General features: G+C 66.5%; 26 protein-coding genes. 9 read left to right on the forward strand and 17 right to left on the reverse strand.

The genetic code is table 11. The annotated features are described in order from the left end of the window. Positions 1 to 31: 31 nt before the first annotated feature. Together ACZ5V4_RS05280 and ACZ5V4_RS05285 are read right to left on the reverse strand one after the other, a co-directional pair. Positions 32 to 193 (reverse strand): hypothetical protein, encoded by a 162-nt coding sequence (locus tag ACZ5V4_RS05280; protein WP_464317127.1) that lies wholly within the window; start codon positions 191 to 193, stop codon positions 32 to 34. A 108-nt stretch (positions 194 to 301) separates the two neighbouring features. Continuing rightward, the gene (locus ACZ5V4_RS05285; protein ID WP_464317128.1) at positions 302 to 688 is read right to left on the reverse strand and encodes a hypothetical protein; all 387 of its coding nucleotides are present in this window, start codon (positions 686 to 688) and stop codon (positions 302 to 304) included. 104 nt (positions 689 to 792) lie between these two features. On the opposite strand from ACZ5V4_RS05285, the gene ACZ5V4_RS05290 reads away from it, so the two are divergent. The 4 genes from ACZ5V4_RS05290 (at position 793) to ACZ5V4_RS05305 (ending at position 6,126) form a co-directional block, all read left to right on the forward strand. Continuing rightward, the gene (locus tag ACZ5V4_RS05290) at positions 793 to 1,515 is read left to right on the forward strand and encodes a carbonic anhydrase (protein WP_464317129.1); all 723 of its coding nucleotides are present in this window, start codon (positions 793 to 795) and stop codon (positions 1,513 to 1,515) included. 217 nt (positions 1,516 to 1,732) lie between these two features. Next, on the forward strand, positions 1,733 to 2,755 hold the full coding sequence (locus ACZ5V4_RS05295) for a patatin-like phospholipase family protein (RefSeq protein WP_464317130.1): 1,023 nt from the start codon (positions 1,733 to 1,735) through the stop codon (positions 2,753 to 2,755). Positions 2,756 to 2,998: 243 nt separating this feature from the next. Then, complete coding sequence (locus ACZ5V4_RS05300) at positions 2,999 to 4,438, forward strand: outer membrane homotrimeric porin (protein ID WP_464317131.1); 1,440 nt, start codon at positions 2,999 to 3,001, stop codon at positions 4,436 to 4,438. A 248-nt stretch (positions 4,439 to 4,686) separates the two neighbouring features. Beyond that, positions 4,687 to 6,126 carry an outer membrane homotrimeric porin gene (locus ACZ5V4_RS05305; RefSeq protein ID WP_464317132.1) on the forward strand — a complete coding sequence of 480 codons (1,440 nt, stop codon included), beginning with the start codon at positions 4,687 to 4,689 and terminating at the stop codon, positions 6,124 to 6,126. Between the two features lie 97 nt (positions 6,127 to 6,223). On the opposite strand, the gene ACZ5V4_RS05310 is transcribed toward ACZ5V4_RS05305, so the two are convergent. From ACZ5V4_RS05310 to ACZ5V4_RS05325, 4 genes are all read right to left on the reverse strand, one after another. Beyond that, complete coding sequence (locus tag ACZ5V4_RS05310) at positions 6,224 to 6,970, reverse strand: substrate-binding periplasmic protein (RefSeq protein ID WP_464317133.1); 747 nt, start codon at positions 6,968 to 6,970, stop codon at positions 6,224 to 6,226. A 212-nt stretch (positions 6,971 to 7,182) separates the two neighbouring features. After that, on the reverse strand, positions 7,183 to 7,995 hold the full coding sequence (locus ACZ5V4_RS05315) for a PEP-CTERM sorting domain-containing protein (protein ID WP_464317134.1): 813 nt from the start codon (positions 7,993 to 7,995) through the stop codon (positions 7,183 to 7,185). A gap of 308 nt (positions 7,996 to 8,303) precedes the next feature. Then, the gene (locus tag ACZ5V4_RS05320) at positions 8,304 to 8,552 is read right to left on the reverse strand and encodes a sunset domain-containing protein (protein ID WP_464317135.1); all 249 of its coding nucleotides are present in this window, start codon (positions 8,550 to 8,552) and stop codon (positions 8,304 to 8,306) included. Between the two features lie 166 nt (positions 8,553 to 8,718). After that, on the reverse strand, positions 8,719 to 9,450 hold the full coding sequence (locus ACZ5V4_RS05325) for a DUF1571 domain-containing protein (RefSeq protein WP_464317136.1): 732 nt from the start codon (positions 9,448 to 9,450) through the stop codon (positions 8,719 to 8,721). Between the two features lie 442 nt (positions 9,451 to 9,892). On the opposite strand from ACZ5V4_RS05325, the gene ACZ5V4_RS05330 reads away from it, so the two are divergent. After that, positions 9,893 to 10,957 carry an acyltransferase family protein gene (locus tag ACZ5V4_RS05330; RefSeq protein WP_464317137.1) on the forward strand — a complete coding sequence of 355 codons (1,065 nt, stop codon included), beginning with the start codon at positions 9,893 to 9,895 and terminating at the stop codon, positions 10,955 to 10,957. 67 nt (positions 10,958 to 11,024) lie between these two features. On the opposite strand, the gene ACZ5V4_RS05335 is transcribed toward ACZ5V4_RS05330, so the two are convergent. The 8 genes from ACZ5V4_RS05335 to queF form a co-directional block, all read right to left on the reverse strand. Further along, positions 11,025 to 11,420: a hypothetical protein gene (locus ACZ5V4_RS05335; protein WP_464317138.1), complete on the reverse strand. Its 396-nt coding sequence runs from the start codon at positions 11,418 to 11,420 to the stop codon at positions 11,025 to 11,027. Positions 11,421 to 11,481: 61 nt separating this feature from the next. Beyond that, positions 11,482 to 12,702: a bifunctional nucleoside/nucleotide kinase/histidine phosphatase family protein gene (locus ACZ5V4_RS05340; RefSeq protein WP_464317139.1), complete on the reverse strand. Its 1,221-nt coding sequence runs from the start codon at positions 12,700 to 12,702 to the stop codon at positions 11,482 to 11,484. Further along, positions 12,695 to 13,630, reverse strand: coding sequence for a serine O-acetyltransferase EpsC (gene epsC, locus ACZ5V4_RS05345; RefSeq protein ID WP_464317812.1), 936 nt, complete (start codon positions 13,628 to 13,630; stop codon positions 12,695 to 12,697). Before epsC ends, ACZ5V4_RS05340 begins: the two co-directional genes overlap by 8 nt. After that, a complete protein-coding gene (gene cysK / locus ACZ5V4_RS05350) occupies positions 13,623 to 14,567 on the reverse strand; it encodes a cysteine synthase A (protein ID WP_464317140.1) in 945 nt (314 codons plus the stop codon). The genes epsC and cysK overlap by 8 nt, the downstream gene beginning before the upstream one ends. A gap of 10 nt (positions 14,568 to 14,577) precedes the next feature. After that, positions 14,578 to 15,270 carry a DUF1847 domain-containing protein gene (locus ACZ5V4_RS05355; RefSeq protein ID WP_464317141.1) on the reverse strand — a complete coding sequence of 231 codons (693 nt, stop codon included), beginning with the start codon at positions 15,268 to 15,270 and terminating at the stop codon, positions 14,578 to 14,580. A 108-nt stretch (positions 15,271 to 15,378) separates the two neighbouring features. Continuing rightward, the gene (gene nifS / locus ACZ5V4_RS05360; RefSeq protein ID WP_464317142.1) at positions 15,379 to 16,563 is read right to left on the reverse strand and encodes a cysteine desulfurase NifS; all 1,185 of its coding nucleotides are present in this window, start codon (positions 16,561 to 16,563) and stop codon (positions 15,379 to 15,381) included. A 2-nt stretch (positions 16,564 to 16,565) separates the two neighbouring features. Then, entirely contained in the window at positions 16,566 to 17,408 is an 843-nt protein-coding gene (gene nifU / locus ACZ5V4_RS05365) for a Fe-S cluster assembly protein NifU (RefSeq protein ID WP_464317143.1), read from the reverse strand. 135 nt (positions 17,409 to 17,543) lie between these two features. Further along, positions 17,544 to 17,972, reverse strand: a complete 429-nt coding sequence (gene queF, locus ACZ5V4_RS05370; RefSeq protein WP_464317144.1) for a preQ(1) synthase — start codon at positions 17,970 to 17,972, stop codon at positions 17,544 to 17,546. Positions 17,973 to 18,056: 84 nt separating this feature from the next. On the opposite strand from queF, the gene ACZ5V4_RS05375 reads away from it, so the two are divergent. Both ACZ5V4_RS05375 and queC read left to right on the forward strand, forming a co-directional pair. Further along, positions 18,057 to 18,695 (forward strand): radical SAM protein, encoded by a 639-nt coding sequence (locus ACZ5V4_RS05375; protein WP_464317145.1) that lies wholly within the window; start codon positions 18,057 to 18,059, stop codon positions 18,693 to 18,695. A gap of 82 nt (positions 18,696 to 18,777) precedes the next feature. Then, positions 18,778 to 19,464 carry a 7-cyano-7-deazaguanine synthase QueC gene (queC, locus tag ACZ5V4_RS05380; protein ID WP_464317146.1) on the forward strand — a complete coding sequence of 229 codons (687 nt, stop codon included), beginning with the start codon at positions 18,778 to 18,780 and terminating at the stop codon, positions 19,462 to 19,464. Between the two features lie 43 nt (positions 19,465 to 19,507). On the opposite strand, the gene ACZ5V4_RS05385 is transcribed toward queC, so the two are convergent. Both ACZ5V4_RS05385 and gluQRS read right to left on the reverse strand, forming a co-directional pair. After that, positions 19,508 to 20,104, reverse strand: coding sequence for a hypothetical protein (locus tag ACZ5V4_RS05385; RefSeq protein ID WP_464317147.1), 597 nt, complete (start codon positions 20,102 to 20,104; stop codon positions 19,508 to 19,510). A gap of 40 nt (positions 20,105 to 20,144) precedes the next feature. Beyond that, on the reverse strand, positions 20,145 to 21,128 hold the full coding sequence (gene gluQRS / locus ACZ5V4_RS05390) for a tRNA glutamyl-Q(34) synthetase GluQRS (RefSeq protein WP_464317148.1): 984 nt from the start codon (positions 21,126 to 21,128) through the stop codon (positions 20,145 to 20,147). A 53-nt stretch (positions 21,129 to 21,181) separates the two neighbouring features. Here gluQRS and ACZ5V4_RS05395 point away from each other — a divergent pair, with 53 nt between their 5' ends. Together ACZ5V4_RS05395 and ACZ5V4_RS05400 are read left to right on the forward strand one after the other, a co-directional pair. Further along, positions 21,182 to 21,748: a LemA family protein gene (locus tag ACZ5V4_RS05395; RefSeq protein ID WP_464317149.1), complete on the forward strand. Its 567-nt coding sequence runs from the start codon at positions 21,182 to 21,184 to the stop codon at positions 21,746 to 21,748. Positions 21,749 to 21,750: 2 nt separating this feature from the next. Further along, positions 21,751 to 23,667, forward strand: coding sequence for a DUF2207 domain-containing protein (locus tag ACZ5V4_RS05400; RefSeq protein WP_464317150.1), 1,917 nt, complete (start codon positions 21,751 to 21,753; stop codon positions 23,665 to 23,667). Between the two features lie 151 nt (positions 23,668 to 23,818). Here ACZ5V4_RS05400 and ACZ5V4_RS05405 read toward each other — a convergent pair whose 3' ends face one another. Further along, on the reverse strand, positions 23,819 to 24,763 hold the full coding sequence (locus ACZ5V4_RS05405) for an ABC transporter substrate-binding protein (RefSeq protein WP_464317151.1): 945 nt from the start codon (positions 24,761 to 24,763) through the stop codon (positions 23,819 to 23,821). Between the last annotated feature and the right edge of the window lie 39 nt (positions 24,764 to 24,802).

Below are 24,802 nucleotides of genomic sequence, written 5' to 3' on the forward strand. Positions count from 1 at the left end.
GGGCGGCGGCGCGGGACGGTCGGGGGGACGGCTAGGCGGCCAGTCCGGCGTCGAGACCCAGGAGCTTCTTGGTCCAGAAGACCCTGCGCCTGGCGACCCAGACCTTCTTGTCCTCGGGCCACTCGGGGTGCTCTCTCTGCACCGCCTCGTACTGCCTCCGGAACAGCCAGTCGTTTTCTCTCATGTCGTTCATCTGCAGGTTGCCTCAACTACTACTGATGTTCCCCGGGGAAGCACGGAGCGCGCCGCGCGGAGAGCCCGGGTGGGCCTTGAATAGCCACGAGAAGCGCCGGAAGCAAGTTTAAATCCTGATATGTATCCGGACGCGTACCAAGTCGGAGCCCTTGCCATCCTGGACAACGCGGCACCCAACACTGGCGCCCTGGCGCAGAAGCCCCGCGATTCGCGATGCTTCCGGCGCGGGGATGAACCCCACCAGCCCCTTTCGGCCGGTCACGGCCACACTGTCGCCGCGCGTTTCCAGCATGAACTCCTCGCCGCGCGAGACCTTCGGCCCGGCCGGGTCCACACCCTCCAGGACGCAGGCGGTCAAGGTCACCTCGCCGCCGCAAGCGGCGCGCGAGGGTTGCGCGGTCAAGGCTTCATGCAGCTTTGACAGCAACTTCCATGCCATCCGTACCTCCCCGAAACGAAACGGTTTCGTTCCGCCGCGAAGCGTGTATATCATGAAATGGTCGCCTTGGTGCAAGGAGCTTCCGCCAAGGGTTTGACTTTCTGGCGATCATGCTGCAATCATTCGTAAAGACTGAGAAACGACCGAAGGAGAATTTCATGAGAAGACTTCTGGCCCTTTCGCTGTCCGCCCTTTTCCTGTGCGCCGCGGCCGCTTTCGCGTCCGCGCCCAAGGCGACCCTGACCCCGGATCAGGCCCTGGAACGCCTCAAACGCGGCAACGAGCGTTTCGTCGCCTCCAAGATGATCCACCCCGACCAGGACCCCTTCCGCCGCGCCATGACCGCCAAGGAAGGCCAGAAGCCCTACGCCATCATCCTCGGTTGCGCCGACAGCCGCGTCCCGCTGGAGCTCGTCTTCGACGCGGGCGTGGGCGACCTCTTCGTCACCCGCGTGGCCGGCAACGTGACCCACTTCGACCAGGCCGGCACCATCGAGTACGGCGCGGACCACCTGGGCACCAACCTGGTGGTGGTCCTGGGCCACACCCAATGCGGCGCGGTGACCGCCGTGGTCAACGGCGATCAGGTTCACGGCAACATCCCCGCCCTGGTGGCGGGCATCGTCCCGCCCGTGACCAAGGTCAAGGCCGAGAACCCCAACCTGCCCAAGAACGAACTGGCGGCCAAGGCCATCGAAGCCAACACCTGGCAGTCCGTGGAGGACCTGTTCAAGCAGAGCCCGATCATGCGCGGGCTGGTCAAGTCCAAGCAGGTCAAGGTCGTGGGCGCGATCTACGACATCCAGTCCGGCAAGGTGAGCTGGCTGGGCGAGCACCCCAAGCAGGCCGAACTGATCGAGCTCACCGGCGGCGCGCAGTAGCGCTTCCCCTTTTCCGGCCTCCCGGGCGTCCTTCCTTATATAAGGAATGGGCGTCCCGGGCGGGCCGCGCGCCCGGCCCCTCCCGCCTTTCGGGGGCCGGCAGCCAGAGGCGGCGACGCCTTTCCGGGCATCCTTCCCGGCCGCCGCGAACGAAGCCTTTCCGATTGCCCGGCCGCGCACGCAGGCCGCAGTGGTCCTTCGGATCGTGGAGGCGCTCATGCGGACGCAATTCAAGAACCTGGTCTTCAAGGGCGGAGGCGTCAAGGGCATCGCCTACATCGGGGCCATCTCCGCCATCGAGGAGATGGGGCTTCTGGGGGGCGTGCAGCGCACCTGCGGCACGTCGTCCGGAGCGATCATGGCCGCGCACGTCGCCCTGGGAGGGCGGGCCGAGTTCCTGGCCGAGGCCATGACCAGCCGCTTCCTGGGAGGGCTCCTGGACGGCTCGGCCTGGCCCGTGCGCGACCTGCAACGCCTGATCCAGGACTACGGCTGGTTCCCGGGCAAGCGCCTCTCCCTGTGGATGAAGCGTCACACCGAGATGCTCTCGGGCGTGCACGGGCTGACCTTCGCGGACCTGGACCGCCTGCACGCCCGCAACCCCGCGCGCTTCAAGCAGCTCACGGTCATCGCCACCAACGTCACCCACCAGTGCCCCCAGGTGTTCGACTCGACGCGCACCCCGCACACGCCGGTGTGGGAGGCGCTCCGGGCCTCCATGAGCATCCCCTTCCTCTTCGCCGCGCCCCGGGCCGCGGACGGCGACGTCTACGCGGACGGGGGCCTCATCTGGAACTACCCCCTCAACTACTACGACGACGTCAAATGGCTGAGCCGCCCGGACGACCACCGGCTCTACGAGATGATCAGCCACGCCTCTGACCACACCCGCAGGCGCATCTACAACAAGGAGACCCTTGGGTTCATGGTCGAGACGCGCAAGCCCGGCGCGCAGCACGAGGAGACGGGCCAGCCCAGGGGGATCTCGGGCTTCTCGCACTACCTCAAGGCCATGATCGGGCTCATGACCGACAACGCAACCAGCGCGTACCTCAACCACCCCGACTGGCAGCGCACCGTGTTCATCGAGGCCCACGGGGTGCGCGCCACCGACTTCTCCCTTCCCGACGCCACGGTCAAGCTGCTGCTCGAGACCGGCAGGCAGGCCGCGACGGACTATTTCTCCTGGTTCAGCGACCCGCGGCGCGAGCCCATGAACAGGGTCACCCTGGCGGGCTGAGGGCGGCGTCCCCGCCGGGAGCGTGTGTCCTCGAGGGCTCCGGCCCCTCCGACACGCACGGATACAAACTTTTGAACCGTAAAAAAAATTTTACTCCGGTCAAAAAAACAGCGTTTTTTCCTTGCGGACCATTTTCAAGGGGAGTAGAAGGCGGTCATGGCAAATCGGGAAAGGGGTTCCCTGGTAAGTTCCCCCCTCCCGGAAACGTCCGGCAATCTCGTTGAAAGCAAAAGGAGAAAGGAAATGAAACGCTTTACCCTGGCTCTCGTCATCGCCATGGTGTTCGGCTGCGTGGCCATCGCCTCCGCCGCCACCGAGGTCAAGATGACCGGCGACGCCCGTATCCACGGTACGTTCTTCAACAAGCAGAACTACACCGGCTGGAACGGCACCGGCACCCGCACCAACGACACCTTCACCATCTGGGAGCGCTTCCGCCTCCGCACCGACTTCATCGCCAACGAAGGCCTGAAGTTCCGCTTCGGCATCCGCGCCAACAACACCCCCTGGGGTAACGGCACCTACACCGTGGACAACCCGGCCGTCGCCATCGACGTCTACCAGGCCTACCTGCAGTTCAAGTGGCCCGGCACCGACGTGGAGTTCACCATCGGCATGCAGGACTGGGGTCTGCCCGTGTCCTCCGACGCCATGATGAACGCCAACGTGGTGTTCGGCGGCTCCCGTACCGCCGCCGCCGTGGTGTCCATCCCCGTGGTGGATCAGTTCAAGATCATCGCGGCCTTCACCCGCCTGCTGGACAGCAACCGCGACTTCGACCCCACCACCACCCAGCGTGCTGACGAGTTCGACGCTTACGTGCTGGCCCTGCCCATCACCCTGGATGGCTTCGCCGCCACCCCCTGGGGCATGATCGCCGTTGCCGGTGACTCCGCCAACTACAACACCGCCGCTGGCAACGCTGGCGCCACCCTGGCCACCAACCTGCTCTCCGCCGGCACCTTCCTGGCCCCCGCCGGCTGGAGGAACCACCACAACGTGTACTGGTGGGTCGGCAGCTCCTTCGCCGTCACCGCCCTTGATCCCTTCAAGTTCTACGCCGACGTCGTGTACGGCGAGGGCAACGGCGCCGACCGCGGCAAGAACCGCCGCGCCGGCTTCTTCTTCGACGTCGCCGCCGAGTACACCGGCTTCGACATGCTGACCCCCCAGCTGACCTTCTGGTACTCCACCGGTGAAGACGACTCCACCCGCAACGGTTCCGAGCGTCTGCCCTCCGTCATGGGTTACTGGGATCCCTCGACCTCCTTCCTGTTCGACGGTTCGCAGGCCTACACCCGCGGCTTCATGGGCGTGAACCCCATCGGCGCCTGGGGCTTCGTGTTCTCCCTGAATAAGATCTCCTTCATTCAGGACCTGACCCACCGCCTGACCTTCAGCTACGCTCGCGGCACCAACTCCCCCCGCGCCCTGCGCAACGCCAACGCCCTGGCCGGCGTGGGCAACTACGTGCAGATGGGTCGCGACCTGACCACCAACGAGTACGTGATCGCCATCAACTTCGATCACCAGTACAACATCTACGAGAACCTGGCTGCCATCGTGGAAGCCGGTTGGTCGCACGGCGAGTTCCAGAGCTCCGTGTGGGGCCGCCGCTTCGTGAACGAAGCCAAGAACGGCGACGCCTTCAAGGTCGCCTTCGGCCTGCAGTACAAGTTCTAGTAGCACTTGCCGGACTACGCCAGGCGGCCGGGACGAAAGTCCCGGCCGTTTTCTTTTGCGCGCGGGGGCACGGGCTTCTCGGGAAACTCGCGGCATCGCCCAAAAAACACGATCAATTAGATTTGCCTTATAAGATTCTAATATCTTTCGCCCCGCAAACAGTACAAAAAACTTTACCGGAACGTTCGCGTTCCGCCCTGGTATGGCTCGTCCGGCAAACCAATGTGGAAAGCAAAAGGAGTAAGGAAATGAAACGTTTCACCCTGGCTCTCGCCCTCGCCATGGTGTTCGGCTGTGTGGCCATCGCCTCCGCCGCCACCGAGGTCAAGATGACCGGCGACGCCCGTATCCACGCCACGTTCTTCAACAAGCAGAACTACACCGGCTGGAACGGCACCGGCACCCGCACCAACGACACCTTCACCATCTGGGAGCGCTTCCGCCTCCGCACCGACTTCATCGCCAACGAAGGCCTGAAGTTCCGCTTCGGCATCCGCGCCAACAACACCCCCTGGGGTAACGGCACCTACACCGTGGACAACCCGGCCGTCGCCATCGACGTCTACCAGGCCTACCTGCAGTTCAAGTGGCCCGGCACCGACGTGGAGTTCACCATCGGCATGCAGGACTGGGGTCTGCCCGTGTCCTCCGACGCCATGATGAACGCCAACGTGGTGTTCGGCGGCTCCCGTAGCGCCGCCGCCGTGGTGTCCATCCCCGTGGTGGATCAGTTCAAGATCATCGCGGCCTTCACCCGCCTGCTGGACACCAACCGCGACTTCGACACCACCACCACCCAGCGTGCTGACGAGTTCGACGCTTACGTCCTGGCCCTGCCCATCACCCTGGACGGCTTCAAGGCCACTCCCTGGGCCATGATCGCCGTGGCCGGCGACTTCGCCAACTACAACACCGCCGCTGGCAACGCCGGCGCCACCCTGGCCTCCAACCTGCTCTCCGCCGGCAACTTCCTGGCTCCGGCCAACTGGCGGAACCACCACAACGTTTACTGGTGGGTCGGCAGCTCCTTCGCCGTCACCGCCCTTGACCCCTTCAAGTTCTACGCCGACGTCGTGTACGGCGAGGGCAACGGCGCCGACCGCGGCAAGAACCGCCGCGCCGGCTTCTTCTTCGACGTCGCCGCCGAGTACACCGGCTTCGACATGCTGACCCCCCAGCTGACCTTCTGGTACTCCACCGGTGAAGACGACTCCACCCGCAACGGTTCCGAGCGTCTGCCCTCCGTCATGGGTTACTGGGATCCCTCGACCTCCTTCCTGTTCGACGGTTCGCAGGCCTACACCCGCGGCTTCATGGGCGTGAACCCCATCGGCGCCTGGGGCTTCGTGTTCTCCCTGAACAAGATCTCCTTCGTTCAGGACCTGACCCACCGCCTGACCTTCAGCTACGCTCGCGGCACCAACTCCCCCCGCGCCCTGCGCAACGCCAACGCCCTGGTCGGCGTGGGCAACTACGTGCAGATGGGTCGCGACCTGACCACCAACGAGTACGTGATCGCCATCAACTTCGATCACCAGTACAACATCTACGAGAACCTGGCTGCCATCGTGGAAGCCGGCTGGTCGCACGGCGAGTTCGAGCGCTCCGTGTGGGGCCGCCGCTTCGTGAACGAAGCCAAGAACGGCGACGCCTTCAAGGTCGCCTTCGGCCTGCAGTACAAGTTCTAGTAGCCCTGCCGGACTACGCCAGGCGGCCGGGACGAAAGTCCCGGCCGTTTTCTTTTGCGCCGGGGGCACGGGCCATGCGGGAAAGAAGGAGGAGGCGTTATTCGGGCGGCGATTCGCCGGGCAGGAAGCGGGCGTAGATCGCCCTGGTGGTCCCGTCGGCCCGCATCCCGGCGAAAGCCTTGCGCCAGGCGTCCACCGTGACCGGGTCGGATCCCTTGGAGAAGGCTACGTAGAGGTCCATGGTGTTGAAGGCGAAGACCTTGCCGAGCGGGGCCTGGCGCGCGTCGTCCATGGCTTTCATGACCTCGAAGCCCATGCTGGTGGTCACGATCAGGTCCACCCGGCCGGACAGGAGCTTCCTGATGTTCGTGTAGGGGTCGGGGGCGCTGTCCAGGTTGGTGAAGCCCCTGGAGAGGAGGTACTCCTCGCGGGCGTCGTCCTTGTAGGTACCGATCGCGCGCACCCCCCTCGCCTCTTCCAGGCTGGCGAGGCGTGGGGCCTTGCCCTCTATGCCCACGAACAGCCACTGGATGCGAAAGATCGGCCCGACCCACTCGAAGAGGCCCTCGCGTTCCTCTGTCCTTGAGATGCAGAAGATGACGACGTCGGGCATTTCTTGGGCCATGGCGTAGGCGCGCGCCCAGGGCAGCACCTCGATGGGGGAGCCGTCGCCCGCGCGCCTCTGGATTTCACGCACGATCTCCACCCCCACCCCCGCGGGTTTGCCGTCCACCACCAGCACCGCCGGCGGGGACTGCTCGGTGACCACGGTCAGGGCGCGGCCCAAACCCGGCATGAAGAGCGCCAGGATTATGCAAAGGCTCGTAAGTCGGAAGATGTGCATGCGATGCTCCGCTGCGCCGGGTATTGAATCGGCAAGCCCTGCCCGGCCTCGGCCCTTCCGGACGGCAGGATGGAAAACGGTAGCAGGAATTCACAGGCTTGTGGAGCAACGCTTGCGCCAGGCATTTCAGCCTTTTCAGGTCTTGTTTACTGCCCGGACGCAAAAAAGGCCTCCCGAAGGAGGCCTTTTCGCTTTTTCGGGCACGCCCGCACTCAGGAGCGCTTCATCCTGCGGCGCATCGCCGCCGCGCCCAGGGCTCCCACTCCCATGAGCAGCATGGACGCGGGCTCGGGCGTGGGCACCATGGACTGACCGAAGAGCACGTCGTTGGCGCAGGTCATGGTGAAGGCGTAAGTGAACGCCTCGCCGGAAAGGGCGCTAAGGTCGATGGCGAACCCGCTCCATTCGGACGAGCCGTACTTGTAACCGGTCATCTCGTTCTTGTTCGCGTACTTGCGGTCGATGGTGTCCCAGCCGTCGAAGTCCAGGGTGTCGACCAGGGTCAGGCCGCTCATGGTCTTGATGTACTGGGGATGCCTGTCACGGTCCGAGGTGTTGTTGCCCATGGAACTGGTGCCGTCCATGAAGTAGTTGCCGTAGACGCTCTTGAGCTGGCTCAGGGTGTTCACCTCGATGCCGTAGACGAACTTCGAATTCGTCTTGTCGTTGACCTCATAGAGGCCCCACTGCGAACCGTTGAAATGAATGATGTAATCCCAGTGGTTGTCGTTGCCGAAGTCGAAGAACCAGTCGCCGGGCTTGAGCGAGTTCCACATGGAGTCGTTGTTTTTGTTGTTCCACTGGGTGTTGTAGTAGTCGAGCACGATGCCCGTGAGGGTGTGCCCGGTGTAGAGGAAAGCTCCGCCGGTCAGGTCGGGCACGCCGTTCTGGTCCTTAGTGGGCATCTCGGCCACCTTGGCCAGGCCGGGCCAGATGTTGGCGGTGTCGCCGAACGCCACAGGGCCTGCGTTGGCGGTGGTGGCGAAGAAGACTGCGGATATGATGAGCGATGCAACGAGCTTCATTGGTTCCTCCGGAATCGTTCGTGCGATATTCGGCATCAGCCTGCCAAAGCAAGCGCCATGCCAATGTTAACGTATCAATATCGCAGGACTTCAATGCCTTTCAATGTCGGCATTGTTTCCAATTGGTCTTGGCTTGCCGGATTCCTTTACATAGACCGGGCGAAAGCCATCCGATTTCTCTGTCAAAACCTCAAAATGCAATGGCTTTTTTGAATACCATAACACCGAGGGAAACTGATTATGGCCGGGAAAAGCCTGCCGATCCGGAATTGCCGGACAGCGCGGCGGGTAAGGAAGCCCAGGCCCGCTCAGGGCCTGCACACCTTGCACCCTCTGTATCCGGCCGCCTCGGCGGCCTGCCTGGTCTGGAAGACCGCCGTGCACATGGCGCAATCGAAATACCGGCAGCCCTGCCGGTGATAGATGTGCGAGCGCACGTTGCCGTGATAGATTTGCTGAGCTTGCTGGGCCGCCGTGGGCGAAAGAGGGAGAAGGACGCTGGCGGCGAGCGCCAGGGAGGACAGAAGCGCGATAAGGACTGGGCGGGAGGGTCGCATGGGTCCTCCTGTTGCGTGTCGTCAGGCTGCCTCGCGGACCGGGCGAGGCAGGCGCCGGATTCTTGCCGGGCCATCCCGTCACCCGACGGGCCAGTCCCCGGGAATCAAAACGGCCGGCGAGCGCAAAGCGCCCGCCGGCCGGAAACGGATGCCGGATAAGGCGCGCCTAGAAGCGGTAGTTCTTGTTGGCCTTGGAGAAGTCCATGGCCGTGAGCCCCACGTTCACCTTGAGGTCCTTGTAGCCGTACTGCTCCTCCAGGTTGCCGCTCTCGTCGTAGCAGGTCACGCCCACGGGGAGCAGGTGTTCCTTGTCCACGTTCAGGATCATGTGCGAGGTGTAGTACTTGCGGCCGCCCGAGGGGCTGAAGCGCGCCTCGATGCGGATGGTGGGCCTGCCCTCGAAGCTCTCCTCGCTCAGGCCAACGAGCTGGAACTCGCCGCGCTGCATGGCGGCCGGGATGTTCTGGCGCATCATCTGGATGATGAAGCCGAAACCGATCTCCGTGATGGGGTGGCGGTTGCCGTCCATGAGGCGGGGGTCGGTGGGGACGAAGGTCCAGGTCCAGAAGCCCAGGAGGCCCGGGCAGTACGCCAGGACCTTGCCGCCGTACTCGCCGTGCACGTAGAGGGCTTCCTTGGGCGAGGAGCTCAGCCACTTCATGTAGACCTTGAAGGGCTTGGCGAACTTGACGTGGATGCTCTCCCTGTCGTTGAGCTTCTTGCCCACGCGCTCCTGCTTCTGGAAGGTGGCGGTGTAGTCCTGCACCTGGTCGTAGCGCGCTTCCATCTGGTCGAGCAGGGAGAGCAGCTTGCCGCTGTCCGCGCCCGCGAGGGCCTGACCCGCGACGCAGGCAACGAGAAGCGCCGCGAGCATGGTCGTCATCAATTTGAATTTCATTGTTCGGCTAATGTCCTTCGTGAATTCGGGCCGTTGGCGTGGACCGGTTGTCTTTCGGCCCCCGGCGCCGGCTGTTGCGGCTGACGTGCTGCACGAAACGTACCCGTCACACGCACCGCACGGCAACGGATTTTCGTCGAATTCGCATGCCGCGTCAACACATTCTGTTACAACGGCCACGCAGTTGTTTGTCACGCCGTGGACAACATCTTGAATTACCCGGCGATCGCCCGTGAAGCACATTCGCGACAGTGCGCGGGCGCGAGGCGCGGGCATCCTCCTCCGGCACTGCTTTGCCTTTGCCAGACAGTTCTGTTAGCTTCCGACACCATCCCGGCTGAACCGAAAGCGCCGCCGTTGTCCGTCCCGAGGGGCCGTCGCCGCCCTCCCTGAAGCAGCCGCGCAGGCCCCGTGGGCCAAGGCGCCGGGTCAGGAGGGACGGATGTTCGCCTTCATCGACCTGCTCCGCGGCGTGGCCGCGCTCCTGGTCTTCTGGTTCCACCTCGACCTGCACATACTCTGCGGCTACCCTGCCGAGCCCGTTCCGCCCGGCTCATGGACGTATTGGCTCGTTTACGGCTTTCTCGATCTCGGACGCTACGGCGTGGCGCTCTTCTTCATGATAAGCGGTTTTCTGATCCCGTCCACCCTGCGCGCCCCCAACGCCAGCCTGCGATCCTACGCGATCCACAGGTTTTGCAGGCTGTACCCGGCCTACTGGGTGGCCATCGCGGCCTGGGCGACGGCGGCCTGGCTCTCCGGGGACTGGCAGGGCCTGAACGCGCGGACGGCCGTGGCGAACCTGACCATGGCCCAGAAATTCCTGGGAGTGCCGGACGTGATCGGGGCGTTCTGGACGCTGCCCATCGAACTGCTGTTCTATCTCACCTGCGCCCTGCTCTTCTGGATGGGCCGGCTGGCATGGAGCGGCCTGCGCCTGACCGGGGCCGCGCTCGCGCTCTGCATCGGCCTGGCCGCCCTGGGCCAGGCCACGGGCCTAAGCCTTCCGCTGGCCCCGCTTTTCGCATTCACGCTCATGTTTCTGGGGGACGCCGCGCGCCAGGCCATCGACAGGGGCCGAGGCGGAATGAAAGTTCTTCTTGCAACGGCGTGCGTGGCCGGTCTGCTCGTTTGGGCCAACCTGCTGGGCTACGAGGCTGACGAGGCCTGGCGCTTCATCCGGGCGTACTGGCTGGCCATGGTCACCTTTTTCGCCTGCCTGGGCCTGCGCGGCCCCATCGCCTCCAGCCGGGCGGCGGCCACGGCCGGGAGGTTCCTCGCCGACACGTCCTACAGCGTCTACCTTTTGCACGCCCCGGTAGGCATGACCTCGGCGCGCATGATCCTTGAAGCGACGGGAAACCCGGCCCTGGCAGCCGGGAGCGGCCTCGCGCTGACCCTGGGCGCTGCCGTCGTCGTCTTCCGCCTGGTGGAGGCTCCGGCCATCAGATTCGGCAAGCGTGTGTCGGGCAGGAGCGCGCCGGGCCTCGCCCGCGAAGGGCAATGACCCGCCCCGCAAAAAAGGCGCCCGGAGAACCTCCGGACGCCTTCCGCCTGGCATTCGGCGTGAAAACTTACTTGCCCATGTCCTTCTGGATGGACTTGACCATCTCGTCGATCTTGGCCAGCCGCTCCTGGTAGGAGGCGTCCAGCTGCCCCTTGAGGGAATCGACCTTCTGGGAAACCTCGCCCAGCGTGTTGACCGCGATGACCTTGCGGGCCATGTCCCTGGGCGCGTTGACGGCCTCGGCCACCTTGGCGTCCATGGCCGCCAGCTTGGCCTCGTAGTCGTTCATCTTGGCGGAGTACTTGCCCTCCACCGCGATGTACACGGCCACAGCCGCCAGGATGCCCACCAGGGCCAGCATGATCCCGGTGCGGGCGCTGTTGCGCGCCGGGGTGTCGGGCTCGACGTCCTCGGAGCCCTGCATCTGCCTGATAGCGTCGACCCGTTTCTCCAATCCGAGCATAGTGCCTCCGTGTTCGAAGCCCCCCATACGGTTCTGCTTATGGCACGCAGGGGCGTTTCGATCAACCCATGAATTGCACCAGTTCGAAAACCTTGCGCGACTGGGTGGAGACGATGTGGAAGTAGCGGTCCTGGGGAATGTAGATGTAGGGCACGTCCTCGGTGCGCCGGTAGAGGAAGTGCGAGAGGATCATCCTGTTCACGGCCTGATGGCCCACGATCATGATGTTCTCGGCGTTGCCCGAGAGGTACAGGGCCTTCTTCACCCCCCGCTCCACCCTGGCCTTGAGCGTGGCGTATCCCTCCCCGCCCGGGTAGACGTAGTTGTACTTGTCGCGGGTGCGCGCCTCGTGCACCTCGGGCAGGTCGCGGGCGATCTCGTCGTAGGTCATCTCCTCGCAGACCCCCGCGTCGATCTCGTCGAACTCAGGCAGGGCCACCATGCGGCAGTCCTGGCGGCCCTGGCAGAGAAGCCCGGCCATTTGCCGGGTGCGCTTCCTGGTGCTGGTGAACACGTAAGGCAGGGGCGTCTCGCGGAAGTGCCAGGCCAAGGACTGGGCCTGCACCAGGCCCCGGGGGGTCAAGTCGGAGTCGCCGCCGATGCGGTTTTCCAGGTTGTGGTAGGTCTCGCCGTGGCGGGCCAGGTAGAGGTTGCGCACCCAGTCGGACACCAGCAGGTCGCGCACCAGGCGGTAGTGCGGCAACACGGCCTGCACCCGCTCGCGCTCGATGCGGTTGTGCAGGGTGTCCAGCACCACGTAGTTCTCCTCGCCGTCCAGGGGCTGGTGGATGCCCTCGTAGTAGCGGATGCGCTGGCGGAAGCTCTCCTGGGCCTCGGCGGGGTCGAACAGGGCGAACTCCGGCAAGGCCGCCTTGCGGCTGATGCTGGCCTCCAGGAGCTCCGGGTCGGTGTTCACGCACTCCACGAAGAACACGGGCAGGCCCCAAAAGAACGACCTGATGGCCTGCCTGCGCCTGCTCGAGACGTTGGTGGCGTCCAGCACCGCCACCTGCCCTTCCCCGTCCAGGAATTTGGCAGCGCGCTCCATGTTGATGCGCGCGATCTTCTCGCGCATGGCCACGCCTTCGTTGTTCTCGGGGGAGTAGAACGCGGCGCAGGCCGTCTCGCGCCCGCCGCAGATCTCGCGGCGCACGTCGCCGTTGTTGAAGACCTGCACGGCCAGGCCTTCGGCGGCCAGGCACTGCTTGATCTTGGAGGCCACGGTGGACTTGCCCGACGCGGGCAGGCCCACCATGGCTATGACGAGCTTCTTCTCAGCCATGCTCCTTCCCGTTCTCCGTGACGCTGGCCTTCATCACCCTGGTGCCGGGGGGAACGTCCGAGGTCACCCAGACGTTGGCCCCGATCACCGAGCCCTTGCCGATGGTGATGCGCCCGAGCACCGTGGCCCCGGAGTAGATGATCACGTCGTCCTCCACGATGGGGTGGCGCGCCAGGCCCTTGACCGGGTTGCCCAGCTCGTCCTTGGGGAAGCTCTTGGCCCCCAGGGTCACGCCCTGGTAAAGGCGTACGTTGTCGCCGATGACGCAGGTCTCGCCGATGACCACGCCGGTGCCGTGGTCGATGAAGAAGCCCTTGCCGATGCGCGCGCCCGGGTGGATGTCGATGCCCGTCTCGGAGTGGGCCATCTCGGTGATGATGCGCGGGATGATGTCCACGCCGAGCTTGTGCAGCTCGTGGGCGGCGCGCTGGTGGATGAGCGCCTTGATGCTCGGGTAGCAGAAGATGGTCTCGCCCGGGCTCTTGGCGGCCGGGTCGCCGTCGTAGGCGGCCTGGACGTCGCGCACGAGCATCTCCCGGATGGACGGGATGGCCCTGAGGAACGCCGTGGCCTTGTCCATGGCCTGCTCCTCGCAGCCGGTGCAGGCCTTGTTCTGGCCCGCGCACACGAAGCAGAAGCCGCGCTTGATCTGGTCGGCCAGCTTGCGGAACACCACGTCCAGGTTGGCCCCGGTGTGGTAGGCCAGGGTGTCGGGCGTGACCTCTGAGTCGCCGAAGTAGCCGGGGAAGAGCACTGCCTTGAGCCGGTCAACCACCTCGGAGAGCGCCTCCACGGAGGGCATGGGCGAATCGGTCAGCTTGCGGCAGGCGAAGGCCTGGTACGACGACGGGGCGCAGAGCCTGGAGACCACGTCCTCCAGCACGTCGCGCTCCGGGCTCAGGCTCGCCAGCACGTGACGCTCATGAATCACCGGGGGCCTCCATTTCGGTGAACAGGGCGGTGCTCAGGTAGCGCTCGCCCGTGTCGCAGACGATGAACACGATCATTTTCCCCTCGTTTTCAGGCCTCTTGGCCAACTCCACAGCCGCGTGGCAGATGGCGCCGGAGGAGATGCCGCAGAGGATGCCCTCCTCGCGCAGCATGCGCCTGGCCATGGCCAGGGCCTGGTCGTTGGTGACGCGGAAGACTTCGTCCACGAGGCTCACGTCCAGGACCTCGGGCACGAACCCGGCCCCGATGCCCTGGATCATGTGCGGGCCCGGCTGCCCGCCCGAGAGCACGGGCGATGCGTCCGGCTCCACGGCCACGGCCATGAGCCCGGGCTTGCGGGGCTTGAGCGCCTGGGCCACGCCCGTGAGCGTGCCGCCCGTGCCCACCCCGGCCACGAAGACGTCCACCTGCCCGGCCGTGTCGCGCCAGATCTCCTCCGCCGTGGTCAGGCGGTGGGCCTGGGGGTTGGCCGGGTTTTCGAACTGCATGGGCATGAAGGCCTTGGGCAGGTGTTCCACTATCTCGCGGGCCTTGTCGATGGCCCCCTTCATGCCCTTCCCCGCCTCGGTGAGCACCAGCTTGGCCCCGAAGCCGCGCAGGAGCGCCCGGCGCTCCGCGCTCATGGACTCGGGCATGGTCAATACCAGTTTGTAGCCGCGCACGGCGCACATGAAGGCCAGGGCGATGCCCGTGTTGCCGCTGGTGGGCTCCACGACCACGGTGTCCTTGTCCACCAGGCCCCGGCGCTCGGCGTCCAGGATCATGTTGCAGCCGATGCGGTCCTTGACCGAAAAACACGGGTTGGCGGATTCGAGCTTGGCCACGAGGCGCGCGCCAAGGCCCTCGCCCAGTCGCGAAAGCGCCACGAGCGGGGTGTTGCCCACCAGCTCGACCATGTTGGCGGCGATCTTCATGCGCTGTCTCCTATTCCAGGGGACGTTTCAGGTAGCGGTAGTAGCCGTCGTACTGCTCCACGGCGGCCAGGGGGTTGTGCCCGAGGACCCTGTCCTTAACGGCCAGCACCGTGCAGGGGGCCTTTGCGTACTTGAGGAAGAGCGAGTCGTGCCCCACGCAAAGCCCCAGGAGCACGTTGAATTCCGCGCCCGAGGCGTTCAGGGCCTCGGCCTGGAACACGGGGTTGCACATGCTCTCGTGTGGCGAGCCCGGGTCCACCTGGGCGCAGGGCCCTATGCCCAGCACGGACTTGGGCGCGGCCCCGGCCTTGCACGCCACGGACACGGTGCTCAAGCCGTTGGTTTCGAAGATCTCGCGCACCACCGAAGCCTCTTTGCGAAGCCCCACGCAGAAGGCCAGGCCCAGGCGGCGGTAGCCCATGCGCCTGGCGAACTCCACGATCTCCACGATGCGCGGCTTCACCGGCTTCACCGAGGCGTAGCCCTGGTCGCGTCCGCCGTAGCCCTCGGCCTCCTGCACGGAGGCGAGCCTGGCGAACTCGCGGTTCCCGGGCGAGAGCGTGGTTTCCACGGCGCTTTGGGCCAGATCGCTTATGCGCAGAGACGGGCAGTTGGCGGGAGCCTTGCCCTTGCCGTTGCGGCAGTAGCGGATGGACCAGTCGTAGGGGCAGGCGGCGCAGGTAGGGTGGTCACTTCCCGGCATGACACTTCCTTTTCGGTTCAAACGGACGGGGCACTGCGCGAAGCGGACCGCCGGGTCCAGGGGGAGGCTCTCCCCCCTGGTGCGCCGGAGGCATCTTATCCTGATTCTTCAACACGTGCATGCCGGGGCTTCGCCCTCGGTGCGCTTGAAGGGCGATATCTCCCGCAGGCGGGTGATGATCTTGGGCAGTTCGGCCAGCACCAGGTCCACCTCGGCGTCCGTGTTGAAGCGCGAGAGGCTGAAGCGGATGGAGCCGTGGGCGTAGGTGAAGGGCACGCCCATGGCCCGCAGCACGTGCGAGGGTTCGAGCGACCCAGAAGTGCATGCCGAGCCGGAGCTGGCGCAGATGCCGTGGGCGTCCATCATCAGGAGGATGGCCTCGCCCTCCACGTACTGGAAGGAGATGTTCGTGGTGTTGGGCAGGCGCGTCTCGGTGGTGCCGTTGACGCGCGCCTCGGGCACGGCCGCCAGCAGGCCCTTTTCCAGCCTGTCGCGCAGGGCCTTGACCACGGTGTTCTCGTGCTCGATGCCCGCCGCAGCGATCTCGCAGGCCTTGCCCAGGCCGATGATGCCGGTGGTGTTCTCCGTGCCGGCCCTGCGGCCGCGCTCCTGGTGGCCGCCCACCATGAAGGGCCGAAACTGCGTGCCCTTGCGCACGAAGAGCGCGCCAACGCCCTTGGGCGCGTGCACCTTGTGGCCGGACACGGCCAGGAAGTCCACGGGCAAGGTCTTCAGGTCGAAGGGCACCTTGCCCAGCACCTGCACGGCGTCGGTGTGCACGAGCACGCCGCGCTCCTTGGCGATCTCAGCGATCTCCTGGATGGGGTAGACCACGCCGGTCTCGTTGTTGGCGTACATCACGGAGACCAGCGCGGTGTCATGGCGGATGGAGTCCTTGAGTTCGTCCAGGTCCAGCCTGCCCTCCTCGTCCACGCCCAGGTAGGTGGCCTCGTATCCCTTGCGCTCCAGGTGCTTGACCAGGTTGAGCACGGCCGGGTGCTCCACGCGCGTGGTGATCACGTGGCGCTTCTCGGGCTGGGAGGCCAGGGCGGAGCGGATGGCGGTGTTGTCGCCCTCGGTGCCGCAGGCGTTGAAGATCACCTCGTCGGGGTGGCAGCCGAAGGCTCCGGCCACGCGCTCGCGCGCCTCGCTGATCCTGCGGCCCACCTGGCCCCCGAAGGTGTGCATGCTCGACGGGTTTCCGTAGAGTTCCGAGAAGTACGGCAGCATTTCCTCGAGCACCGCCGGGTCCACGCGCGTGGTGGCGTTGTTGTCCATGTAGACTGGCTTCATGGCTAGCGCACCTCCTCCACCACGATGTCGGGCTCCACGGCCTCGCGCAGGCGCTTCTCCACGAACTGCTTGAGCGTGACCTGGCTGGACTTGCACGAGGAGCACGCCCCGCGCAGCCGGACCACGACCACCTTGCCGTCCACGTCCACGAGCTCGATGTTGCCGCCGTCCTGCTGGAGGCTCGGGCTTATCTCCTCGTCGATGATCTTGGAGACGAGCTTCATGCGCTGGATGTTGGTGAGCCCGGCGGGCTTGACGACCTCCAGGGGCTTAAGCGGCTTGGGGCCGCCCTTCACCTCGGCCAGGATCTCGCCCAGCCTGTCCAGGCACTTGCCGCAGCCGCCGCCGGCTTTGGTGTAGTCGGTGATCTCCTCCACCGTGTTCAGCTTGTTCTCGGTGATGGCCCTGCGGATGGTCTCGTCGGTGACGCCGAAGCATTCGCAGACGATCTCGCCCTCCTCGTGCGGGGCGAGGGGCTGGCCGCGCAGGTTGGCCACAGCGGCCTCCAGGGCCTCCTTGCCCATCACGGAGCAGTGCATCTTCTCCTTGGGCAGGCCGCCGAGGAACTCGGCGATGTCCTGGTTGGAGATGGCCAGGGCCTCGTCCACGGTCCTGCCCTTGATCATCTCGGTCAGGGCCGAGGAGGAGGCGATGGCGCTGGCACAGCCGAAGGTCTGGAACTTGGCGTCCAGGATGCGGTCGTTCTCGTCAACCTTCAAAAAGAGCTTCAGGGCGTCGCCGCAGGCCAGCGAGCCCACCTCGCCCACGGCGTTGGCGTCGGCTATCTCCCCAACGTTCTTGGGGTTGATGAAGTGCTCACGCACTTTGTCGGTATATTCCCACATGTTGACTCTCCTGGTTGGAAATCGCGCGCAACTGTGACTTAGGAGTATAACACCCGAGGGGCTCCTATGGAAGTGCCCCGGCCCCGAAAGGGCCGCTTCTCCGGGTGTTTTTCCCGCGCGCGGGGGCCCCGGGCCCTAGTCCGCCTCGTATCCGGCCTCGTAGGAGGCCTCCACAACGATGGCGATGCCCCCGCGCGGCCGGAAATTGCCCGTGACCAGCATCCTGCGCGGCTTGCAGGCCGCCACGAGGTCGTCGAGCACGCGGTTGGTCAGCGTCTCCATGAAGGAAGGCTCGCTGCGGTAGCTGAAGAGGTAGAGCTTGAACGACTTGGACTCGATGCAGCGCTCGCCCGGCACGTAGCTCACGGTGATGGTGCCGAAATCGGGCTGGCCGGTCATGGGGCACAGGCTCGTGAACTCCTCGGACTCGAACGTGACCGTGTACTCGCGCCCCGGGAAGCGGTTGGGGAAGGTCTCGATGAGCGAGGCGTCGGCGCGCTCGGGGTATTTGGTCCCGGCCTTTCCCAGGTGGGTCAGCGAGGAGACGTCGTCTTTCAGGGTCATGGCTGTTGCTCCTTGGCGGCACGTTTTGACGCCGCGACGCTTCTGGATTAGGCTTTCGGCCCAATTGCGTCAAATGGCGGACCCATGGCCGTAAACGTCACCGAGATATTCCATTCCATCCAGGGAGAATCCTCCCACGCCGGCAGGCCCTGCACCTTCGTGCGGCTCTCCGGGTGCAACCTGCGCTGCCGCTGGTGCGACACGGCCTACGCCTGGGAGCCGGGCACGCCCATGAGCCGGGGCGGCGTGCTGGCCGAGGTGGCCAGGCGCGGCTGCCGCCTGGTGGAGCTGACCGGCGGCGAACCGTTGGGACAGCGGGAAGCCCCGCTCCTCGTCAGGGAACTGGTCGGGCGAGGCTACGAGGTGCTGGTGGAGACCAACGGATCGCTCTCCATCGCGCCGCTGGACCCGCGCGCCACGGCCATCATCGACATCAAGTGCCCAAGCAGCGGGATGCACGGCAGTACGGACTGGGGCAACCTGGAGCGGCTGAGGCCCCAGGACGAGCTCAAGTTCGTCATCGCGGACCGCGAGGATTTCGACTACGCGGCGCGCGTGGTCCGGCGCATCCTGCCTCAGTCGCGGCACATCCATTTTTCGCCCGTGCTGGCCGAGCTTGCCCCGGCGGAGCTTTCCGCCTGGATACTGGCGGAGAAGCTGCCGGTGCGGCTCGGGCTTCAGCAGCACAAGCTCATCTGGGACCCGGACGCGCGGGGAGTGTGAGCGGGGGGACAGGGCCGGACGAGGCGTTTACCGTTCCGCCGTGGGCGAAAATTCATCAAGAATATATGTGAGGAAGGATATCGTGAAGAACGCCGTCGTTCTGTTTTCCGGGGGCCTCGACTCTTCCACCTGCCTGGCCATGGCCAAGGCCCAGGGGTACAACGCCTACGCGCTGAGCTTCCGCTACGGGCAGCGCCACGACGTGGAGATCGAGGCCGCCCGCCGCGTGGCCAGGCACCTGGGCGCGGCCGGGCACCTGGTCCTGGACCTGCCGCTTGGGAGCATCGGGGGCTCGGCCCTCACCGCCGACATCGACGTGCCCAAGGACCGGGACATAAGCGTCATGGAAAGCGAGATCCCCGTGACCTACGTCCCGGCGCGCAACACCGTGTTCCTTTCGCTGGCCCTGGCCTGGGCCGAGGTGCTCCCGGCGGCGGACATCTTCATCGGCGTCAACGCCCTGGACTACTCCGGCTACCCCGACTGCCGCCCCGAGTTCGTGGAGGCCTTCGAGCGCATGGCCAACCTGGCCATCAAGGAGGCCGTGGAGGGCAGGCTGAAGATGAAGGTGCACGCGCCGCTGATGCGCTGGGACAAGGCCCGCATCATCGAAGAGGGCGTGAAGCTGGGGGTGGATTACGGGCTGACGCACAGCTGCTACGACCCGGACGCGGCGGGCCTGGCCTGCGGCCGGTGCGACTCGTGCCTGCTCAGGAAAAAGGGCTTCGCCGAGGCCCAAGTGGAAGACCCCACGAGGTATCAGGGCTGAGCGCCACAGCGCCCGGGGCGGGCCGTACGCCTGCCCCGCCGCCCTACCTCCCCTCCTGCGCCTGCGCCAGCCGCTTCTCCGTGTGGATGAACCCCAGGGCCGTGAGGTTCTTGCCCCACCGGCTCCACGCGCCGGTCTTCATGGCCAGACTCTTGGTGTGGGCATTGTAGCCCGCGGCCACGTTGGTCTCGATGGCGCACTTGCGGTCGTGGTTGGTGTGCGAGAGCGTCAGCTCCCAGTGCCCGCCGCCGAGGTCCTTCGCCTTCTCCACCACGAAGACGTGGCCCGTCTTCATGCGGTGGCGCGAGTTGTCGCCCAGGATCATCACGCACCCGTCCGACGGCCGCCCGGACGTGAACCCGAGCTTCTCCTCGCACTGAAACCAGCCGATGGGCGAGAGTTCGCAGTTGCCCCGGCAGCGCTGGATGCCCGTGCGGCAGCGCGCGTAGGGCAGGCTCTGGGGCTCGCAGCGCCCGTAGGGGCCCTTGCCCTGGAAGCGGTAGCACGTAAGGCCCGGGTTGTTCGTGTCGATGGGCGCGCAGGACTCGGTCTCCACGGCCTTCTTCTTGGGGGGCTTCTTGGCGGCAAAGGCCGGGGTGGCGGCCAGGGCCAGGGCGGCGAGGATCATCAGGACACGCATCGCGGCTCCATTGGATCGAGGGTTCGCACAACGCTTCCCGTCACGCGACGGACTCCATCCATCCTTGCTCCACCACCACCGGCCCGGGCGCCAAGGCCCTGAAGGTGAAACCGTCCACGAGCTCCGCCGGGCTCACGGGGCGCGCGGCGTCCAGAAGCCCGGCCTTCCAGGCCAGGTAGCCCGTGATCGCCCGGGGCGGGACGCCGGACGCGCGCAGCATCCCAAGGTCCACGTCGCCGCGCCGCTTGGAGAGCCGCCTTCCGTCCGGGTCCACCAGCAGGGGCACGTGGGCGAAGCGCGGCTCGGCCCAGCCGAAAGTACGGTAGAGGTGGATTTGGCGCGCCGTGGAATCCAGCAGATCAGCGCCGCGCACCACCTCGGTTATGTGCTGGGCCGCGTCGTCGGCCACCACGGCCAGCTGGTAGGCGTGCACCCCGTCGGAGCGGCGCAGCACGAAGTCCCCGCACTGCGTGCCCAGGTCCTGGGCCTGGGGGCCGAGGACCACGTCCTCGAACTCGATGCGCACCCTGGGCACCTTGAGCCTGGCCGACGCCTCGCGCCCGGACCGGGCCTTGGCGGCGAGCGCATCCGCCGGGGCCTTCAGGCACGTGCCCGCGTAGACCGGCTCGGACTCTCCCGCGTGCGGGGCGCGCGCGGCGTCCGCGCCTTGGCGAAGCTCGGCGCGGGTGCACCAGCAGGGGTAGACGAGCCCGCGCGAATCAAGCTCCTCCAGGCAGCGCCGGTAGTAGTCCCGGCGCTCGCTCTGCGCGTAAGGGGCGTACGGCCCGCCCTTGTCCGGGCCCTCGTCCCAGTCGAGGCCCAGCCAGGCGAGGTCGGAGAGGATCTCCCGGGCGAAGTGCTCCTTGGAGCGGTCCGGGTCCAGGTCCTCCATGCGCAGCACCACGGCCCCACCCCGGGAACGCGCCGAGAGCCACGCCAGGAGCGCGGTCCAGGCGTTGCCCAGGTGCATCCGGCCCGAAGGGCTCGGGGCGAATCGCCCCCTTGTTTGACAGCGGCTTTGCATGGCGTCTAATGGAATGCCCAGGAGTTACAGACCGCTTCGCGAGGTGCAGGCAGATGACGACACTCTGGGTTCTGCTGGCGGCCGTGACGATCCTCGGCGTCTGGGTCGCGCTTCTCTACAACAGTCTGGTCCGGAACACCAACCTCGCGGCCGAGGGGTTGAGCGGCGTGGACGTGCAGCTCACGCGCCGCTCCGAGCTCGTGCCGAACCTCGTGGAGGCCGTGAAGGGCTACATGGCCCACGAGCGCGGCCTGCTGCAATCCATCGCGGAGCTTCGCGCCAAAAGCCTGGCCGCCAAGGACACGGGCGAGCGCCTCCAGGCCGAGGGCCTGCTGGGCCAGGCCCTGGGCAAGGTCATGGCCCTGGCCGAGGCCTACCCGGAACTCAAGGCCAGCGCCAACTTCCTGGAATTGCAGCGTTCCCTGTCCGAAATCGAGTCCGAGCTCCAGCTGGCCAGGCGCTACTACAACGGAGCCGCGCGCAACCTGAACATCGCGGTGGACTCCTTCCCCTCCAACCTCGTGGCCAGGGCCTTCGGCTTCTCCCGCGCCCAGTACTTCGAGGCCGAGGACGACGCCAGGCGCGAGCCCCCCAAGGTCGACTTCAGGAAGCCGGACTAGCCATGCGCGCGGTCTTCCGCCTGCTGCTGGCGACGCTGCTGGCGGCGCTCGCACCGGCCGACGCCTTCGCGCAGCGCGAGCGCATCGCGTCCTTCGACGCGGTGGTCATCGTGGAGCCCACGGGCGAGCTGCACGTGACGGAATCCATCACGGCCGTGGCCGCCGGCGCGGCCATCAAGCGCGGCATCTTCCGCTCCCTGATCATTCCGGAACGCGGCTGGCTGGAGGCCTCCTCCGGCCCGGCCTACCGGGTCGCCTCGGCCAGGCGCGGGGCCAGCCCGGAGCCCTGGCGCACGCAGAGCGAAAACGGCATGTTCACCGTGTACCTGGGCAGCAAGGACGCGCTGCTCGAACCCGGGACGCACGCCTACACCCTCTCCTACGAGGCGCGCTCCCAGGTGCGCCGCTTCGAGGGCTACGACGAGCTCTACTGGAACGTCACCGGCAACAACTGGGCCTTCCCCGTTGAGCGCGCGAGTATAGTGGTCATGCTGCCCCCGGACGCCAAGGCCCTCCAGTTCACGGCCTACACCGGCCCCATGGGCTTCAAGGGCAAGGACTACACCGTGCGCCAGGACGGGCCGGGGCGGCTGGTGTTCGAGACCACCCGGGCGCTCGCTCCCGGCGAGGGCTTCACCGTGGCCGTGGCCTGGCCCAAGGGCTTCGTGGCCCAGGCCGGATGGCGCGAGACGGCCCTGTCGATCCTGCGCGGCAATCCGTACCTGGCGGCCTCCGCCGCCGGGCTCGCCCTGACCATGCTGGCCTTCGTCGCGGCCTGGATCAAGGTGGGCCGCGACCCGGCCCCGGGCGTCGTCGTGCCGCTCTTCGCGCCGCCCCGGGGCATGTCCCCGGCCGCGGTGCGCTTCGTTACGCGCATGGGCCACGACTCCAAGGACCTGGCCTGCACCGTGGTCGGCCTGGCCGTCACCGGCGCGCTCTCGATCACCGAGGAGGACAAGGGGGACTTCACCCTGGCCCGGGCCGAAAACGCCCCGGACCCCGGGTCCATGGAGGAGGACGAGGCTCTGAAGGCGCTCTTCAAGGACGGCCGGGAGCTCGAAGTGAAACGCGCCAGCCGCGCCAGCCTGACCAAGGCCCGCGAGGCCCTGCGCAAATCGCTGGACAAGTCCTACACGGGCTACCTCTTCAACCCCAACCTGGGCTGGTTCGCTCCGGGGGCCGCGCTGGCGGCGCTGACAGTGGCCTCGGCCGCCCTCTCCGGGGACGACTGGCGCGCCTCGGCCTTCATCATGGTCTGGCTTTCGGTCTGGACCCTGGGCACCACGCTCCTGCTCTCGCGCGTGGCCGCCACCTGGAGAGACGCCCTCACCGGCCGGGAGACCTTCCTCAAGCTGGCCGGGGCGCTCTTCGTAAGCGCCTTCGCCCTGCCCTTCCTGCTCGGCGAAGTGGCCGGGCTCGTGTTCCTCGGCTTCGCCACCTCGCCCTTCGCCGCCGCCATCGTGCTGGCCACGGCCACGGCCTGCGCGGCCTTCCACCACCTGCTCAAGGCCCCCACCGCGGAGGGCAGGCAGGTCATGGACCAGATCGAGGGCTTCAAGCTCTACCTGACCGTTGCCGAGGAAGAGCGGCTGAACCTTTTGAACCCGCCCGAGGAGACCCCGGAGCTCTTCGAACGCTTCCTGCCCTACGCCATGGCCCTGGACGTGGAGAACCGCTGGGGCGAGCGCTTCGAGGGGGTGCTCGCCAGCGCCGCCCAGGCCCCGGACGGCTACAGCCCCGTCTGGTACCACGGCCCGCACTGGGACGCGTCCTCGCCCGGCGGCTTCTGCGGCGGGCTCTCCTCGGGGTTTTCCTCCGCGCTCTCGTCGAGCACGTCATCCTCGTCCGGGTCGCCTGGCAGCGGGGGCGGCGGCTCCTCCGGCGGGGGAGGAGGCGGGGGCGGCGGAGGCGGCTGGTAGCGCCGCGCCTTTTCCGGACGACAAAAAAGAGGGCGCGGTTTCCCGCGCCCCCAAGGCTGTTCAGGCTTTCAGGCATGCCCGCCTGCCGCACCCGGCCCGGCCGCGCGTTCCTCGCGGCGCGAGCCCCGGTCCAGGCCGGCGTATCCCAAGGCTACTCGTACTTCTTCACCGCGCTCTTCACCACGGCCTCGGGCAGGGCCACGCCCTGCTCCTTGGCGGCCTTCAGGTTCAGGTGCACGTCCAGGTTCTTGAGAGATTCCACAGGGATGGAGGCTGGCTTGGCCCCGTCCAGGATCTTCTTGGCCATGGCGGCGGTCTGCTTGCCCATGGCGTAGTAGTCCACGGCCAGCGCGGCGACGGCGCCCTTGCTCACGGACTCGTTGTCGGAGCTGAAAAGCGGCAGCTTGTTCTCGTTGCACACCTTCACCAGGGACTCGAAGGCCGAGACCACGGTGTTGTCCAGGGGCACGTACACCGCGTCGCAGCGGCCCACGAGGCTCTTGCCCGCCTGGTACACGCCGCCGGAGTTGGTCACGGTGGCCTCGACCACGGTCATGCCCAGCTTGGAGGCGGCGGCCTTCACGGCGTTGACCTGGCTCGCGGAGTTGGCCTCGCCCGCGTTGTAGACCACGCCCAGCTTGGCGGCCTTGGGCAGGATGGCCTTGATGAGCTCGAGCTGTTTGTCCACGGGGGGCATGTCGGTCATGCCGGTGAGGTTTCCGCCGGGGGCGTCCATGGACTTGACCAGGCCCGCGCCCACGGGGTCGGACACGGCGGTGAAGACCACGGGGATGTCCTTGATCTTCTGGGCGCTGACCTGCGCGCCCGGGGTGGCGATGGCCAGGACCAGGCTGGGCTTCTCGTCCAGGATCTGGCCCGCGATCTGCACGTTGGTGGCCGGGTTGCCCTGGGCGATGTGCACGTTGTACTTGGCGTCCACTCCCAGCTCCTTGAGGCCGTCCATGAAGCCCTTGCGGGAGTTGTCCAGGGCGGGGTGCTCCACGATCTGGGTGACGGAGATCACCTTCTGCTGGGCCATGGCCAGGGTGGCGGACAGGGCGAGCGCCAGGGCGGCGAGGGTGAGAACGCGTTTCATGCCTGCTCCTTCGTCTTCATTTTTTTGCTGGTGACGGCA

This window comes from Fundidesulfovibrio sp. YSD1, from assembly GCF_055397115.1.